This is a genomic window from Stenotrophomonas sp. Marseille-Q5258, from assembly GCF_946900935.1.
In the GTDB taxonomy this organism is placed as follows: domain Bacteria; phylum Pseudomonadota; class Gammaproteobacteria; order Xanthomonadales; family Xanthomonadaceae; genus Stenotrophomonas; species Stenotrophomonas nematodicola.
Map to the genome: position 1 here is coordinate 1 of NZ_CAMPPN010000047.1, position 13,486 is coordinate 13,486.

Sequence of the window (13,486 nt, forward strand, 5' to 3'; positions counted from 1 at the left end):
CCCCTGTCCCGCTCGACCCCGCCCTGGCCGCCCACCGGCTGCGCGCCCTTGCGCGGGCGCACGGATTCCAGCGCTGCGGGGTGGCCGGCATCGAGCTGGGCGAGGATGAGGCGCACCTCGCCGACTGGCTCGGCAAAGGCCTGTACGGAACCATGCAGTGGATGGCCCGCCACGGCACGCTGCGCGCGCGCCCCGCCGAACTGCTGCCCGGCACCGTGCGGGTGATCTCGGTGGGCATGGACTATGGCCACAAGGACGATGCCCAGGCCTGGGACACCCTGCACGATGGCGACCGCGCCTACGTGGCGCGCTACGCGCTGGGCCGCGACTACCACAAGCTGATGCGCAACCGGCTGCAGAAGTTCGCCGATGCCCTCGCCGCCGAGATCGGTCCGTTCGGCTACCGGGTGTTCGTCGATTCGGCGCCGGTGCTGGAGCGCGCGCTGGCGCGCAATGCCGGGCTGGGCTGGATCGGCAAGCACACCTGCCTGATCGACCGCCAGGGCGGCTCGTGGTTCTTCCTCGGCGAGATCTACGTCGATCTGCCGCTGCCGGTGGACACGCCCGCGACTGCGCACTGCGGCACCTGCACGCGCTGCATCGATGTGTGTCCCACCCAGGCGATCATCGCGCCGCAGCGCCTGGATGCGCGGCGCTGCATCTCCTACCTGACCATCGAGCACGAGGGTGCCATTCCCGAGCCGATGCGCCCGCTGATGGGCAACCGCATCTACGGGTGCGACGACTGCCAGCTGGTGTGCCCCTGGAACAAATTCGCCCGGCGTACCGACGAGCCCGATTTCCGCGCCCGCAACGATCTGGACACCGCCTCGCTGGCGCAGCTGTTCGCCTGGGAGGAAGACGAGTTCCTGCGGCGTACCGAAGGCAGCCCCATCCGCCGCAGCGGCCACGAGCGCTGGCTGCGCAACATCGCCGTGGCGCTCGGCAACGCGCCCACCCATGCCGACACCCTCGCCGCGCTGCACGCGCGTCGCGCGCATCCGTCAGCCATCGTGCGTGAACACGTGGAATGGGCGCTGCAGCAGCACGCCGGGCGCGACGCCGCGGGATGAAGCACGCGCGCCAACGTGCGACCATGCCCCCCCGTTCGTACCGTTCTATCCCCTCATGGACCGCAGCGCGCAGATCCTCACGCCCAGCCAGCTCAACATCCTGGCCCGCGACCTGCTGGAAGGCGCTTTCCCGCTGATCTGGGTGGAAGCCGAACTCGGCAGCGTCACCCGCCCGGCGTCCGGCCACATGTACGTCACGCTCAAGGATGCGCGCGCGCAGATCCGCGCCGCGCTGTTCAAGCCGAAGAGCCAGTGGCTGAAGTTCATCCCGCGCGAAGGCATGCGCGTGCTGGCCCGCGGCCGGTTGACCCTGTACGAAGCGCGTGGCGAGTACCAGCTGGTGCTGGACCACATGGAGGAAGCCGGCGAAGGCGCCCTGCGCCGCGCGTACGAACAGCTCAAGGCGCGCCTGGAAGCCGAAGGCCTGTTCGCGCCCGAGCGCAAGCGCGCCCTGCCCGCCCACGTGCGCCGTCTGGCGGTGATCACCTCGCCCACCGGCGCAGCCGTACGCGACGTGCTGAGCGTGCTGGAACGGCGCTTCCCGCTGCTGGAGGTGGACCTGCTGCCAAGCCTGGTGCAGGGCGACAGTGCCGCCGCGCAGATCACCGCGCTGCTGCGCGGCGCCGACACCAGCGGCCGCTACGACGTGATCCTGCTCACCCGCGGTGGCGGCTCGCTGGAGGATCTGTGGGCGTTCAACGACGAGCAGCTGGCCCGTGCCATCGCCGCCTGCACCACCCCGGTGGTCTCGGCGGTCGGCCACGAAACCGACTTCAGCCTGGCCGATTTCGCCGCCGACCTGCGCGCGCCCACCCCCTCCGTCGCCGCCGAACTGCTGGTGCCCGACCAGCGCGACCTGGCGCTGCACCTGCGCCGCCTGGACGCGCGCCTGGCGCAACTGCAACGCCATGCGCTGGGCCAGGCCATGCAACGCACCGACCGCGCCCTGCTGCGCCTCAACGCGCAGAGCCCGCAGGCCCGCCTGCAGCTGCTGCGGCGGCGCCAGCAGGACGCGGCGCGGCACCTGGCCGCCCTGTGGCAGCAGTTGCATGAGCGCCGCCTGGCGCGGCTTCGCCATGCCGCGGCGGTGCTGCGCAACGGTCACCCGCAGCGTCGCCTGGATGCACTACGGGAACGGCTGCAGCGTCTGCAGCCACGTGCCGATGGCGCCATCGCGCGTCACCTGCAACGTGATGGCCTGCGCCTGCGTGCCCTCGCCCGTTCAATGGAAGCGGTCAGCCCGCTGGCCACGGTGGCACGCGGTTACGCCATCCTGACCCGCGAGGACGATGGCAGCCTGGTGCGGTCCCCGCTGCAGGTCCGTCCCGGCGACACGCTCACCGCGCGCGTGCAGGACGGGGCGATCCAGGTCGTGGTGAAAGACCCCGCCCGCTGAGGCAGCGTGCCGGCGATGCGTGCCGGCAGTGGCCAGGTCAGCCCGCGCTCTCGCAGAAGCGCTTGCGGTACTCCATCGCCTTGGGCATCAGCGCCTGCAGGTTCTGGATGCGCGTGCCGGGGTTGGGATGGGTGGAGGAGAACTCCGGCGGTGCCTGCCCGCTGCTCTGGCCCATCCGCTCCCACAGTGGAATCGCTTCGCGCGGGTCGAAGCAGGCGGCGGCCGCCAGCATCAGGCCCACTTCGTCGGCCTGGGTCTCGTGGCTGCGTGCATACGGCAGCAGGTAGCCGTAGCCCATCGCCGACATCACCATCTGTTGCTGCTGCGGGTCCATGCCGCTGGCCGCGCCGGCCATCTGTCCGATCTGGGTCAGCTTCTGCTGGGCCATGCGCTGTGCCCCGTGACGCAGCAGCGCGTGGGCAATCTCGTGCCCCATCACCACCGCCATCGCATCGGTGGTGCGCGCGATCGGGATCAATCCGGTGTACACCGCCATCTTGCCGCCCGGCAGGCAGAACGCATTGGCCTGATCGGACTGGATGACGTTCACCTCCCACTCGAAGTCGCGGGAGAAATGCGCCGGCTTGAGCCCATGCTCCTCGGCAAGCGCGGTTTCCACCACGTCGACCTTGTTGATCAGGCGCTGGGCGATCGCACGCACATCGCGGGACACCTGCAGGTTCGGATCGACCGGACGCTCCTGCGCCAGGATCTGCTGGTAGGCCTGCAGCCCCAGCGCCTTCTCCTGAGTGGCATCGAGCGAGCTGTCGATCAGCACGCTTTCCCCGGTATAGGGGTCCACCGCACGGTTGGAGAACCAGTAGAAGGCGGCGTAGCCGGCGAACGCCAGCAGCACCCACCAGCGGATGTTGCCGAACAATCCCGGTCGCCGGGCCCGGCCCTGCTGCTGACCGCCAAATGGATCGTTGCGCATGCTCGTGGTTCCTGGTGGGTCCGGGGCACGCCGCCCCGCGCCCGCCCATCCTAGATCGCTCAGATGCCGCGCACCAGCCGGAAGCCGATGCGGGCGCTGGTGGTGTCCGAGTCCTGCGACTGCCGCCAGGCCGCGCGGGTCTGCTCGGGCGCGTTGGCCCAGTTGCCGCCGCGGATCACGCGCTGGCGGCAGCCCGGGTTGAACCAGGCCACGCCGTCGGACGGCGCGCGCCGATAGCTGGCATGCCAGCAGTCGGCAACCCACTCGCTGAGATTGCCAGCGATGTCGTGAACGCCCCAGGCGTTGGGTTCGAAGGTCGCCACGGGCGCCGGTCCCCAATATCCGTCGCCATAGCCGACAAAGGCGTTGTACCAGCGGCGCCCGGACGGCGAAACGTCCTTGCCACCGGTGAAGTTGCCCGCGCGCGGCGGCGGCGTGCCAGCGTCGCCCCAGGGGTAGCGACCACTGCTGCCCGCGCGCAGCACGTACTCGAACTCGGCTTCGCTCGGCAGCCGGTAGGAACGGCCGGTCTGCTCGGACAGCCAGGCGGCGTAGTGCTCGGCATCACGCACACTCACATGCATCACCGGCAGGGTGGCGATTGCCGGGGCGCCGCTGTAGTCCGACTGCCAGTCCACGCCGCTGCGGCGCATGAAGTTGCCGCTGCGCTCGTCATACACGATCGAATGGCCGCGCCGGGTCGCGCGCGGGCGCGCCTTGGTCGCCTCCACATAGCGGCGGAAGTCGGCGACCGTCACCTCGGTGATCGACAGGGCAAAGCCGCGCTCGAACCGCACATAGTGGGAGGGCTTTTCGGCATCGGTGGCGCCAGGCTCGCTGTCGCCCGCGCCCATCTGGAAGCCGCCATGCGGCACGACGATCATCTGCGGGCCGCGCCCGCCGTCACGCAGCGCATCGCTGAACACCTGGCGCGGCCGGAAGCTGCCGTAATGGGTGACCAGTTCGATCCGCTCACGCAACTGCACCACCACCGGGTCGCCCGGCAGGGCGATCCGCAGCGCATCCTCCAGCTTCTGCCGCGCCGGCTTGAGCCCCTGCGGCGTGGCCAGGTCGCGCAGACCTTCATCGCGCAGGCGGACCAGCGTCTCGGCGCGGATGCGCTCGATCCGTTCAAACGCGTCGGCAATGGTGATCGACGAATCGCGCACCTTGGCCGCTTCGGCCAGCCAGGTGCCGGCGGTGCTGAAATCGGTGGCGCGCGCGGCGTCCTCGGCGCGCCGGATCAAGGCGCTTTCCGCTGCCGCCAGCCCTTGGCGTGCCCGCGCGTTGTCCGGGTCCAGGGCCAGGGCCTCACGGAAGTTGGGAATCGCGCCATCGCCATCTTCACCGATGCGCCCGGCACGCAGGTCATCCTCGCCGGCCCGGTTGTAGGCGAGCACCCGCTGCGCCTTCTCAACGCGCGTCTGCAACTGGCGCACCTTGGGGTCCTCCGGAGCCAGGGTCAGCAGCACCAGCGCCATGTCACCGGCCTCGGCCAGCGCCTCGCGCTGCTTCAGCGGCCGGGCCAGCAGGGCGGTCGCCTCGTCCAGCAGGCGGTGTCGCGCACGCGTCAGCCCGGCCTGCGCCTGGCGATCGCCGGGATTGTGCTGCAACAGGCCCAGCCAGATCGGAATCGCATCGGCGGACGTGGCGTACAGCCGCCCCTGCTCGAATGCCTGCGTCGCCTCGCGATGCGCCTTGGCCACGCCCTGCGCGTCAATCACGACCGGCGGCGGCTCCCAGCGCTGCACGGTTTCGGCCGCGTCCTCGCCCCCGATGGTGACCTGCGCCGCCACCGGTCCACGCACGGCAGGCGCCGGCCCGGTTCCCGCCGCAGGCGGCGTGGCAGCCGGCGGCGTCGAGGGCGAGCAGCCGCTGGCCATCCCCAGCGTCAGGGCCAGCAACAACGGCAATGTGCCGGACGATCGCAAATTCGGTTCCCTGCCGCCTGATGGTTCAGGGCCTCATCATACTGGCGCGGCCGTGCAGGGGTGCATCGCGCTATCCTCCCCACCCTGAGCAGACCCTGCAGTCGATGGAACCCCACGTGGCTTACTGGATCAAAACCCCGGCGGAACTGGACGAGCGCTACCGCCAGCGCCCCACCCGCATCGGCCTGGATACCGAATTCATCCGCGAGCGCACTTACTGGCCGCAACTGGCCCTGGTGCAGATGGCGGTCGGTGATGACATCCTGCTGATCGATCCGCTGATCCCCGGCATGACCGAAGCGCTGGCCCCCTGGCTGACCGACACGTCGATCCTCAAGATCATGCACAGCGCCAGCGAAGATCTGGTCACCTTCAAAGTGGCCTGCGGGGTGCTGCCGCGGCCGCTGTTCGACACCCAGATCGGTGCGGCACTGGCCGGCATCGGCGGCGGCATGGGTTACCAGAAGCTGGTCAACGCGATCACCGGCGTCACCCTGGCCAAGGGCGAGACCCGGTCGGACTGGATGCGGCGCCCGCTCTCCGACGCGCAGCTGGAATACGCCGCCGATGACGTGGAGTACCTGTTCGCGCTGCACGACGCGATCGACGCCCGGCTGGGCGAACTCGATCGTCGCCAGTGGCTGCAGGACGATGCCGAGCGCCTGCTCGCCAGCGTCGAGCACGACGAAGAGCGCTGGCCGCATGTGGCCATGCGCTCGGCGCAGTTCATGGATACGCCCGCGCAGATGCGCCTGCTGCGGCTGCTGCGCTGGCGCGATGTGCAGGCACGCGTCAGCGACAAGCCGCGCAGCTGGATTCTCGACAACGAACTGGCCGCTGTACTCGCGCGCACGCCGCCGGCCGATGTCGATGCGCTCGGCGCCCTGATGGAGGGCTTCCCCAAGGCGCCGCGCAAGCTGGCCGCACAGGTCTGGCAGGCGCTGGTCACGCCGTTGGATGACGAGGCCGAGGCACCGTTGGCACTGCCGGCCAACGACACCAACAAGCAGGCGCTCAAGCGCCTGCAGGATGCGGTCGCCGCACGCACGGCCGAGCTGGGCCTGCCCGACGGCGTGCTGGCCTCGCGCAAGCATCTGGAAAGCTATCTGGAGAGCCGCCAGTGGCCTGCTGCATTGGCCGGCTGGCGCCAGGCGCAGCTGGAACCGGCGCTGGCTCCGCTGCTGCCGGCAGGCTGACCCCTCTACACGTCTGCGTGTCGGCATGGGCCACGCAGACTGCCACGCTGCAGGCTGAACAGACGGCGCGCGGCCATGACCGCAGACATATGGGAACACGCCGAGGCGCGTGCAAGAGTGGCTTCACCGCCACCCCTGCAAGGATTCCCATGCAATCGATCCGGACACGATGGACCGTGGTTCCCAGTGGCACGCGAGGCCTGCGCGCGTTGCTGGCACTGGGGCTGATCCTGGCGATCGGCAGCGCCGGTGCTGCCGCCACGCTTGATGCGCGCATCACCACCGCCATGCAGGGCACCGCCACCCCCGCGATGGGCGTGCTGGTGATCCGCGATGGCAAGGTCGCCGACCAGGCGGTCAGCGGTGTGCGCCGCAGCGACGCCAAGACCGCAGCCACCCGCGACGACCAGTGGATGATCGGCTCCACCGGCAAACCGATCACCGTGGCGATGATCGCGCGCCTGGTCGAACAGGGCGTGCTGACGTGGGATGCCCCGTTGTCGACGATGCTGCCGGAACTGTCGGCGCAGATGCGCCCGGAGTACCGCAATGTCACTCTGGTACAGCTGCTGTCGCACCGCGCCGGCCTGCCGGAAAACCTGACCGATGCGGCCGCACTGGATGCCTTCTTCACCGACGCCCGGCCGCTGCCGGTGCAGCGTGAGGCGTATATCAAGGCTGCGTTGGCCGACGCGCCGGTGCATGCGCCGGGCACCGAGTTCGCCTACAGCAACAGCGGCTTCCTGATTGCCGCGGTAATTGCCGAGCACGCCACCGGCAAGGATGTGGAAACGCTGATGCAGCGCGAAGTGTTTGATCCGCTGGGCATGACGGGCGCCGGCTTCGGCCCGACGCGCGGCAATCAGCCGCTGGGCCACCGCGCCGGCAAGCCGGTGACCACCGCACCGCGCAAGGCCGATGACGGCGTGCCGCCGATCTACACCGCCGCCGGCAACCTGCACATGCGCCTGCAGGACCTGGCGCTGTTCGCGATCGACCAGCTTGCCGGCAGCCAGGGCAAGGGTGCGCTGCTGACCCCGGCGTCCTACGCACTGATGCAGACCGCGCAGCCGGGTAGCGGATCGGGCCTGGACTGGGGCGTGCAGCCGTCCATCGCCGGGCGCCAGGGGCCCGTGCTCGTGCACGGCGGCTCGGATGGCAACTGGCTGGCGTGGGTGGTGCTGTTCCCCGGCCAGAACAATGCCGTGATCGCCATCGCCAATGCGGCTGAAGACATGGGCGCGGACAAGGCCACGATGGGCGTACTGGGTGGCCTGTTCGCCGAACTGGCACCGCCGCTGGCCGCGCCCGCCGCAAGGTAGAACGGCGTGGGCCGCGGTCCGTGACCCAACGCGGCGGCGATCGACGCACACCGGAAACGACAACGCCCTGCTTGGGCAGGGCGTTGTCGAGGCGTGCGACAGGCGACGTCGGCACCGCAGCTGCGCGGCGCCGATGCCCGTCCGTTACCAGTTCATGTTGAGCGAAACACCCACGGTGCGCGGTTCGTTGTACACCGCCGCCATGTAGTTTTCGATCACACCCTTGAGGTTCTTCTCATTGGTGATGTTGCGTGCGAACAACGCCACTTCCCAGGCGCCATAGTTGCCCGAGTAGCCCAGCTTCAGGCCACCTTCGAAGCTGCCCTTGGAGTTGAACTCGGCCGAGTCGTACAGCACGAAGCTGGTGTAACCCTGTCTGTTCCAGTCGGTGGACACGAAGAACACATCGCTGTCGTTGACCGGCACGTCATAACGCGCGGCCAGGTTGATGTTGTACTTGGGCGCGTTCGGCAGCGGGTTGCCGTTGATCTGGGCGAAGGTGTTCGCGCCGACCTTGATGGTCGGATCGTTCACCGTACACACCACGGCACCATTGAGGGCGCACACCTGCGCATACACGCGGTCGTCCTGGATCTCGCTGTGCAGCAGGCTCACGCCGGCGCTCAGGCTCAGGTTCGGCACCGGGCGCAGTTCCATGTCTGCTTCCAGGCCGTAGGCCTTGGCCTTGTCGGCGTTGAACAGCACGCCGTTGCCGTCCGAGTCGTTGCCGTTGAGCTGGATGTCGTTGACCACGTAGGTGAACGCGGCGGCGTTCACGCGCAGGCGGTTGTCCCACAGGCTGCTCTTGATGCCCGCTTCCCAGGACAGGATGGTTTCCGAGTCCGCGGTGGTGAAGTCGGCATTGAACACGGCCGAGCGGCCCTGGATGGTCGGGCCACGGAAGCCGCGCGCCACGCGCGCATACACGCTCAGCTGCGGGTTGAACGCGTACATCGCGCTGACATCCCAGCTCGGCGTGGTATCGGACATCTCCACGTCGGTGCGACCCTTGTAGGTCACCACGCCGGCGGCGGTATCGGCGGTCTTCAGCAGGCGGGTGTGCTTCTCGTCGCGGGTCTGGCGCAGGCCGGCGGTGAGCGTGAACCTGTCGGTGACGTCATAGCTGATCTGGCCGAAACCGGCCCACGAGGTATTGACGTTGCGCAGGCGCACCCAGTTGTTCGGATTGCGCGCATTGCCCTGCAGGAACCAGGCGCGCTGGTAGAAATCGGTGGTGTCACGGCCATCGAAGTAGAACGCGCCTACCTGCCACTTCAGGCGGTTGTCGTCACCGTTGGCCAAGCGGATTTCCTGGGTCCACTGGTCCAGATCGCGGATCTGGCCCATCGACTGGCCGTAGCCGTTCGGCACGCCGTTGACCGGATAGTTCACCGCCGCGCCGCCGTCGGTATCACCACGGCTGTAGCCGGAAGTGGTTTCGTAGGCGGTGATCGAGGTCAGCGACACGTTGCCGAAATCGTAGACCGCCTTGATCGAGCCGCCGTAGGTCTTGTAGGCCTGCGGGTTGTTGCCGGCTTCGTCATAGGCGACCTTGTCGCGCGGCACGTCGGTCTTGTTGGAGCCCTTGGTCAGCGCGCTGCGCAGGAACAGGGTGGAGGTGCCGTCGTAATCGCGCGCATGCGCCGAGGCCAGCAGCGAGAAGGCATCGCTGGGTTGCAGCAGCAGCTGCGCACGCACGTTGCGGTCGTCGAAGCCGCCCATCGCATTCTTCTTCGGCGAGACCGTGCCATCGGCGCTCGGGCCGGTGTAGGTGTTGTCCACGTAATCGTCGCGGTGCTGATACAGCGCCGAGACACGGAACGAGGCAATGTCGTTGATCGGACCGCCGAAGCCGCCGTCCACCGCCACACTGCCGTAAGTGCCATAGCTGGCCTGCACGCGACCGCTGTAGTCCTGGCTCGGCTTGATGCTGTCGAACTTGACGATGCCGGCGGTGGTGTTGCGGCCGAACAGCGTGCCCTGCGGACCGCGCAGCACTTCGACCTGGTCCACGTCATAGACCGGATTGGACTTGAGCACCACGTGCTCGAGCACCACGTCGTCCTGGATGATCGACACCGGCTGCGAGGCGCCCAGGTAGAAATCGATGTTGCCCAGGCCGCGGATGTAGAAGCGCGGGAAGATGCGGCCGGTGGTGGTTTCGGCATAGAAGCTCGGCACCTTGCCCGACAGCGCCAGCAGCGTGTCGTCGCCACCGGCGGTGTAGTCGCGCATGCGCTCGCCCTGCACCACGCCGACCGACACCGGCACCTCCTGCAGATTGCGCTCGCGGTGATCGGCGGTCACGGTGATCGCGTCGAGCGAGGTCGGGCTCGCGTCCTGGGCCGAGGCGGCGCCGGCCAGGCCAAGCAGCGAGGCGGTGGCGCAGGCCAGCGCCAGGGCATGACGGCGCGGCAGCGGTCCGGTTACAGCAACACGGCGCGAAGAATGACGCAGGGACACGGAGGTGGTGCGATTGACAGGCATGCAGGGGTCTCGGGCAGTACTGAACTGGGTGGCGTGCGACGCACGCAGGAAAACAACGACAGCACCGCTGGTTGCGCAGCGATGCGGCACGATATTGCGCGGATGTTGCAGGTTGTTTTCAGGGCGATGCGGGGGACGGCCGTCCATCCCCGACCCTGATCGGTTGGCTGCTGCCAGGATGCGTGGCGCGGATTATGCCCGGCACGCGCCCGGTCCGGAAGGTCGGACCGTGGCCGCAGACGCCCGTGCCGCCCAGGACCGGCCCCCTTTGCAGCCCTGACGTGGCAGCGCTACACTAGGCCTGTCGCGTGGTTCACCGGCTCGGCCGGTACCATGCGGTTCGCACCATCCGTGGGGCCATAGCTCAGCTGGGAGAGCGCGTCGTTCGCAATGACGAGGTCGGGAGTTCGATCCTCCCTGGCTCCACCACTATTCAACAGAAAACCCCGGGAACATGGTTCCCGGGGTTTTTTTTGCGTCCTGCGCAATGCCGCCGGCGGATTACTCCGGCGCCTGGTCCTGCCGCGTCGGGCGCCGTGTGTTGGCGTCGTGCACCTGTTGATCGTGCTGGCCCGGCCGCTGCTTGGCGGTTTCGTCCTGCTTGCGATCCTGCTGGCTTTCCTGGATGCCCTGCTGGTCATCCTTTCGCGGTTGCTGCGTGCTGCTCATGGTCGATGCTCACGGTGGCAGGCCCGGCAGGGCCCGATGGCACCAGCGTGGCGGTTCGGCCGTGACGCGCATGTCACCGCAGGCGCGGCAACCGGATCGACGCCGGTTGCCGCACGCCGGCTTACTGCGCGTGAAGCACGTCCAGCACGTCGCCGGTGGCAGGATCGACCTTGAGTCGCACCTGGTTGGTCACCACGCCGCCGAAGGCATTGGTACCGCGGAAGGTGGTGTCCACCAGCACGAAGGTCTCGGTGGGATCGACCCTGACGCGATGACGCGTGCTCACGTGCTTGTAGGAATCCGGATTCTCCATCGTGGATTTGATGAACGCATCCACCTTGTAGCTGGACCCGTCCCACGCGCTGAACTGGCTGCGCACCTTGAAGTAATCGTAGCGTGACTTCTCGGCCACGAACTTGGCGGGGTCGTGCTTGAAATCGTTCAGGCACCAGCCCAGCACATCGCCTGCCTTGAGCTGGCCATCCTTGCTGCCGATGTAGTCGCCCAGGCACAGGTAGAACGCCTCGCGCGACGCCTCGTCCACGCCATTCATGGCCGCATAGCTTTCGGCGAAGGTGCGCGCCTTGGCAGGACCGGTCTCGGCGATCTCCTTCAACGTCTTGTCCTTGGAGGCCTCGAACGCGCGGCCGGCCTTGCGTGCGTCACGCTCGGCATCCTGCTGCGCCCGTTCGGCCTGGCGCTCCTTGACCTGCTCGGCCTGGGCCGGGGTCAGCTCGACAGGTTCCATTGGTTTGATCAGGCCAGCGATCGCCATCACGATCAACGCGGCCATGAACGCCGCCAGCGCCGCGACCAGGCCCGCGCCGTGGCGGACCGGTACGGACTTGCCTGCCAGCACTTTCCCGGCGATCAGGTACCACGCCGTTGCGCCCAGGCCCAGCGCCACGATGAACATCACAAATCCCATGCTTTCCCCCCGCTCCTTGAGTAATTCGCGGGATTTTCGCATGGTCAGCGCGCGCGGCATAGCAATGCGAGCACCCCAACACCCGACCGCCGGCGCTGCCGCCCCGCGCGGGGATGCGGCGGACCAGCATTCCGTCGATGCCATGCTGGCCACCCGCCGCGCGTCTTGCGCGACGGACATCGACACATCCGGCAACACCACAGCATTGCAGTGGCGCATCATGGCGCCATGACCCCCGTCACCCCCCATCTCCACCGCCACCTGCGCCGCTACCTGCTGCTCGCGCTGATGTCGGCCACCACCGTGTTCGGACTGGCATGCTGGGCCGTGCTGACCACCGAGCCGGGCTGTCTGCTGGCGCAGGGCCACTGGTCTTCCGGTGCGCGGCAGTGCTACACCCGCCTGTGCCTGCTGCAGGGCGATTGCGGCCAGATGGCATCGCCGATCACGCACTGCGGACGCGTGCAACCCGGCGACAGCCGCCGGCACGTGTACTTCGAACTGGGCAACCCGTTGCGGGACGCCGGCACCACCGCCTGGTGGACAGCCGACAAAGTCGGCGGCGGCGAGATCCGCGCGCGCTTTGAGAACGACCGGCTGGTCAACCTGGCCTGTCCGGTGCAGCCCTGAGCGACGCGCGTCGCTAGCCCGGCGCGTCCGTGCCCTGCCGCGCCCGGCGCCATTGCAGCGGGGTCATGCCGGTTTCGATCCGGAACATGTAATTGAACGCCGATGCCGACGCGTAGCCGAGTTCATGCGCGATGGTGGTCGGCGAGCGCCCCTGCACCAGCCCCTCCATCGCGCGCAGCAGGCGCAGGCGCGCCCGCCATGCACGCACGTTCATGCCGGTCTCTCGTTGGAAGTGACGCGCAAGCGTGCGCGCGGAGATCCCCATCCGCAGCGCCCAAGCCGGCAGGTCGCGCGTATCACCGGGATGGTCGTACAACCGCTGGCACCACCGTTGCAGGCGCGCGTCCTGCGGCCAGGGCAGGTGCCGCACGTGGCGCGTCTGGCGTGGGAGCTGCGTGCAGATCACCGCGCACAGTGCGCTGTAGCAGGCCGCGTCTTGCGCGGGGTCGGTGCGGCCAAGTTCGACGATCAATTCGCGCAGCAGCGGTGACGCATCCACTACCACACAGTGATCGGGCATGCCCGGGGCCGCGTCATCGGCAACATACAGGTTGCGGAACGCGGCGGTACTCAAGGCACCGGTGTGATGCACCGTCGAGGTGGGTACCCACAGCGCCTGCTGCGGTGAGATCACGTAACGCGCATGCGCGGCGGTGACCTGCAGCACGCCTTCGGTCGCGAACACGAGCTGGTTCCAGCCGTGCGCATGCGGGGGGAAGCGCTCCCCGGCGGCCAGCTGCTGGCTGCGTGCCACCACCGGCCAGGCCAGCCGACGCAGCGGCGGCACCGCCACGTCGCGCCACGGCGCCGACCGGGCGGGCAGTGAGAGTCGTTTCATCGACATGATGCGTCATTCTATCGAAAGACAGCCGGCGCGATGTCGCCGAGGATGGGGCTGCCGCCGCCCGCCCCCTCAACCA

General features: G+C 68.6%; 11 protein-coding genes and 1 tRNA gene. 6 read left to right on the plus strand and 6 right to left on the minus strand.

Features of this window, described 5'->3' with window-relative positions; genetic code table 11:
* A partial coding sequence (queG, locus tag OC534_RS18960) for a tRNA epoxyqueuosine(34) reductase QueG (protein WP_262072393.1) occupies positions 1-1,073 on the plus strand: 1,073 nt, incomplete at its 5' end.
* A gap of 55 nt (positions 1,074-1,128) precedes the next feature.
* Positions 1,129-2,469, plus strand: coding sequence for an exodeoxyribonuclease VII large subunit (gene xseA / locus OC534_RS18965; protein WP_166473241.1), 1,341 nt, complete (start codon positions 1,129-1,131; stop codon positions 2,467-2,469).
* A gap of 37 nt (positions 2,470-2,506) precedes the next feature.
* On the opposite strand, the gene OC534_RS18970 is transcribed toward xseA, so the two are convergent.
* Positions 2,507-3,403 carry a M48 family metallopeptidase gene (locus tag OC534_RS18970; protein ID WP_262072394.1) on the minus strand — a complete coding sequence of 299 codons (897 nt, stop codon included), beginning with the start codon at positions 3,401-3,403 and terminating at the stop codon, positions 2,507-2,509.
* Positions 3,404-3,462: 59 nt separating this feature from the next.
* A complete protein-coding gene (locus tag OC534_RS18975) occupies positions 3,463-5,286 on the minus strand; it encodes a formylglycine-generating enzyme family protein (protein ID WP_153165231.1) in 1,824 nt (607 codons plus the stop codon).
* Between the two features lie 164 nt (positions 5,287-5,450).
* Between OC534_RS18975 and rnd the strand changes: the two genes are divergently transcribed.
* On the plus strand, positions 5,451-6,530 hold the full coding sequence (rnd, locus tag OC534_RS18980) for a ribonuclease D (protein ID WP_153165167.1): 1,080 nt from the start codon (positions 5,451-5,453) through the stop codon (positions 6,528-6,530).
* A 149-nt stretch (positions 6,531-6,679) separates the two neighbouring features.
* Positions 6,680-7,852, plus strand: coding sequence for a serine hydrolase domain-containing protein (locus OC534_RS18985; protein WP_262072395.1), 1,173 nt, complete (start codon positions 6,680-6,682; stop codon positions 7,850-7,852).
* Between the two features lie 144 nt (positions 7,853-7,996).
* Here OC534_RS18985 and OC534_RS18990 read toward each other — a convergent pair whose 3' ends face one another.
* On the minus strand, positions 7,997-10,309 hold the full coding sequence (locus tag OC534_RS18990) for a TonB-dependent receptor (protein WP_313217102.1): 2,313 nt from the start codon (positions 10,307-10,309) through the stop codon (positions 7,997-7,999).
* Between the two features lie 383 nt (positions 10,310-10,692).
* Here OC534_RS18990 and OC534_RS18995 point away from each other — a divergent pair.
* Positions 10,693-10,768 (plus strand) — tRNA-Ala (locus tag OC534_RS18995).
* A gap of 72 nt (positions 10,769-10,840) precedes the next feature.
* On the opposite strand, the gene OC534_RS19000 is transcribed toward OC534_RS18995, so the two are convergent.
* On the minus strand, positions 10,841-11,008 hold the full coding sequence (locus OC534_RS19000; RefSeq protein ID WP_017355238.1) for a hypothetical protein: 168 nt from the start codon (positions 11,006-11,008) through the stop codon (positions 10,841-10,843).
* Positions 11,009-11,129: 121 nt separating this feature from the next.
* Complete coding sequence (locus tag OC534_RS19005; RefSeq protein ID WP_262072396.1) at positions 11,130-11,936, minus strand: hypothetical protein; 807 nt, start codon at positions 11,934-11,936, stop codon at positions 11,130-11,132.
* A gap of 228 nt (positions 11,937-12,164) precedes the next feature.
* Here OC534_RS19005 and OC534_RS19010 point away from each other — a divergent pair, with 228 nt between their 5' ends.
* Positions 12,165-12,566: a hypothetical protein gene (locus OC534_RS19010; RefSeq protein ID WP_136003236.1), complete on the plus strand. Its 402-nt coding sequence runs from the start codon at positions 12,165-12,167 to the stop codon at positions 12,564-12,566.
* Positions 12,567-12,579: 13 nt separating this feature from the next.
* Here OC534_RS19010 and OC534_RS19015 read toward each other — a convergent pair whose 3' ends face one another.
* Positions 12,580-13,404 carry a helix-turn-helix transcriptional regulator gene (locus OC534_RS19015; protein ID WP_136003235.1) on the minus strand — a complete coding sequence of 275 codons (825 nt, stop codon included), beginning with the start codon at positions 13,402-13,404 and terminating at the stop codon, positions 12,580-12,582.
* Positions 13,405-13,486: the final 82 nt, after the last annotated feature.

Excerpts from the sequence above, each read along its gene's own strand:
- xseA (WP_166473241.1), top strand. The coding sequence starts at position 1,129 with ATGGACCGCAGCGCGCAGATCCTCACGCCCAGCCAGCTCAACATCCTG.
- OC534_RS18970 (WP_262072394.1), bottom strand. The coding sequence starts at position 3,403 with ATGCGCAACGATCCATTTGGCGGTCAGCAGCAGGGCCGGGCCCGGCGA.
- OC534_RS18975 (WP_153165231.1), bottom strand. The coding sequence starts at position 5,286 with ATGGCCAGCGGCTGCTCGCCCTCGACGCCGCCGGCTGCCACGCCGCCT.
- OC534_RS18985 (WP_262072395.1), top strand. The coding sequence starts at position 6,680 with ATGCAATCGATCCGGACACGATGGACCGTGGTTCCCAGTGGCACGCGA.
- OC534_RS19000 (WP_017355238.1), bottom strand. The coding sequence starts at position 11,008 with ATGAGCAGCACGCAGCAACCGCGAAAGGATGACCAGCAGGGCATCCAG.
- OC534_RS19005 (WP_262072396.1), bottom strand. The coding sequence starts at position 11,936 with ATGGGATTTGTGATGTTCATCGTGGCGCTGGGCCTGGGCGCAACGGCG.
- OC534_RS19010 (WP_136003236.1), top strand. The coding sequence starts at position 12,165 with ATGACCCCCGTCACCCCCCATCTCCACCGCCACCTGCGCCGCTACCTG.
- OC534_RS19015 (WP_136003235.1), bottom strand. The coding sequence starts at position 13,404 with ATGAAACGACTCTCACTGCCCGCCCGGTCGGCGCCGTGGCGCGACGTG.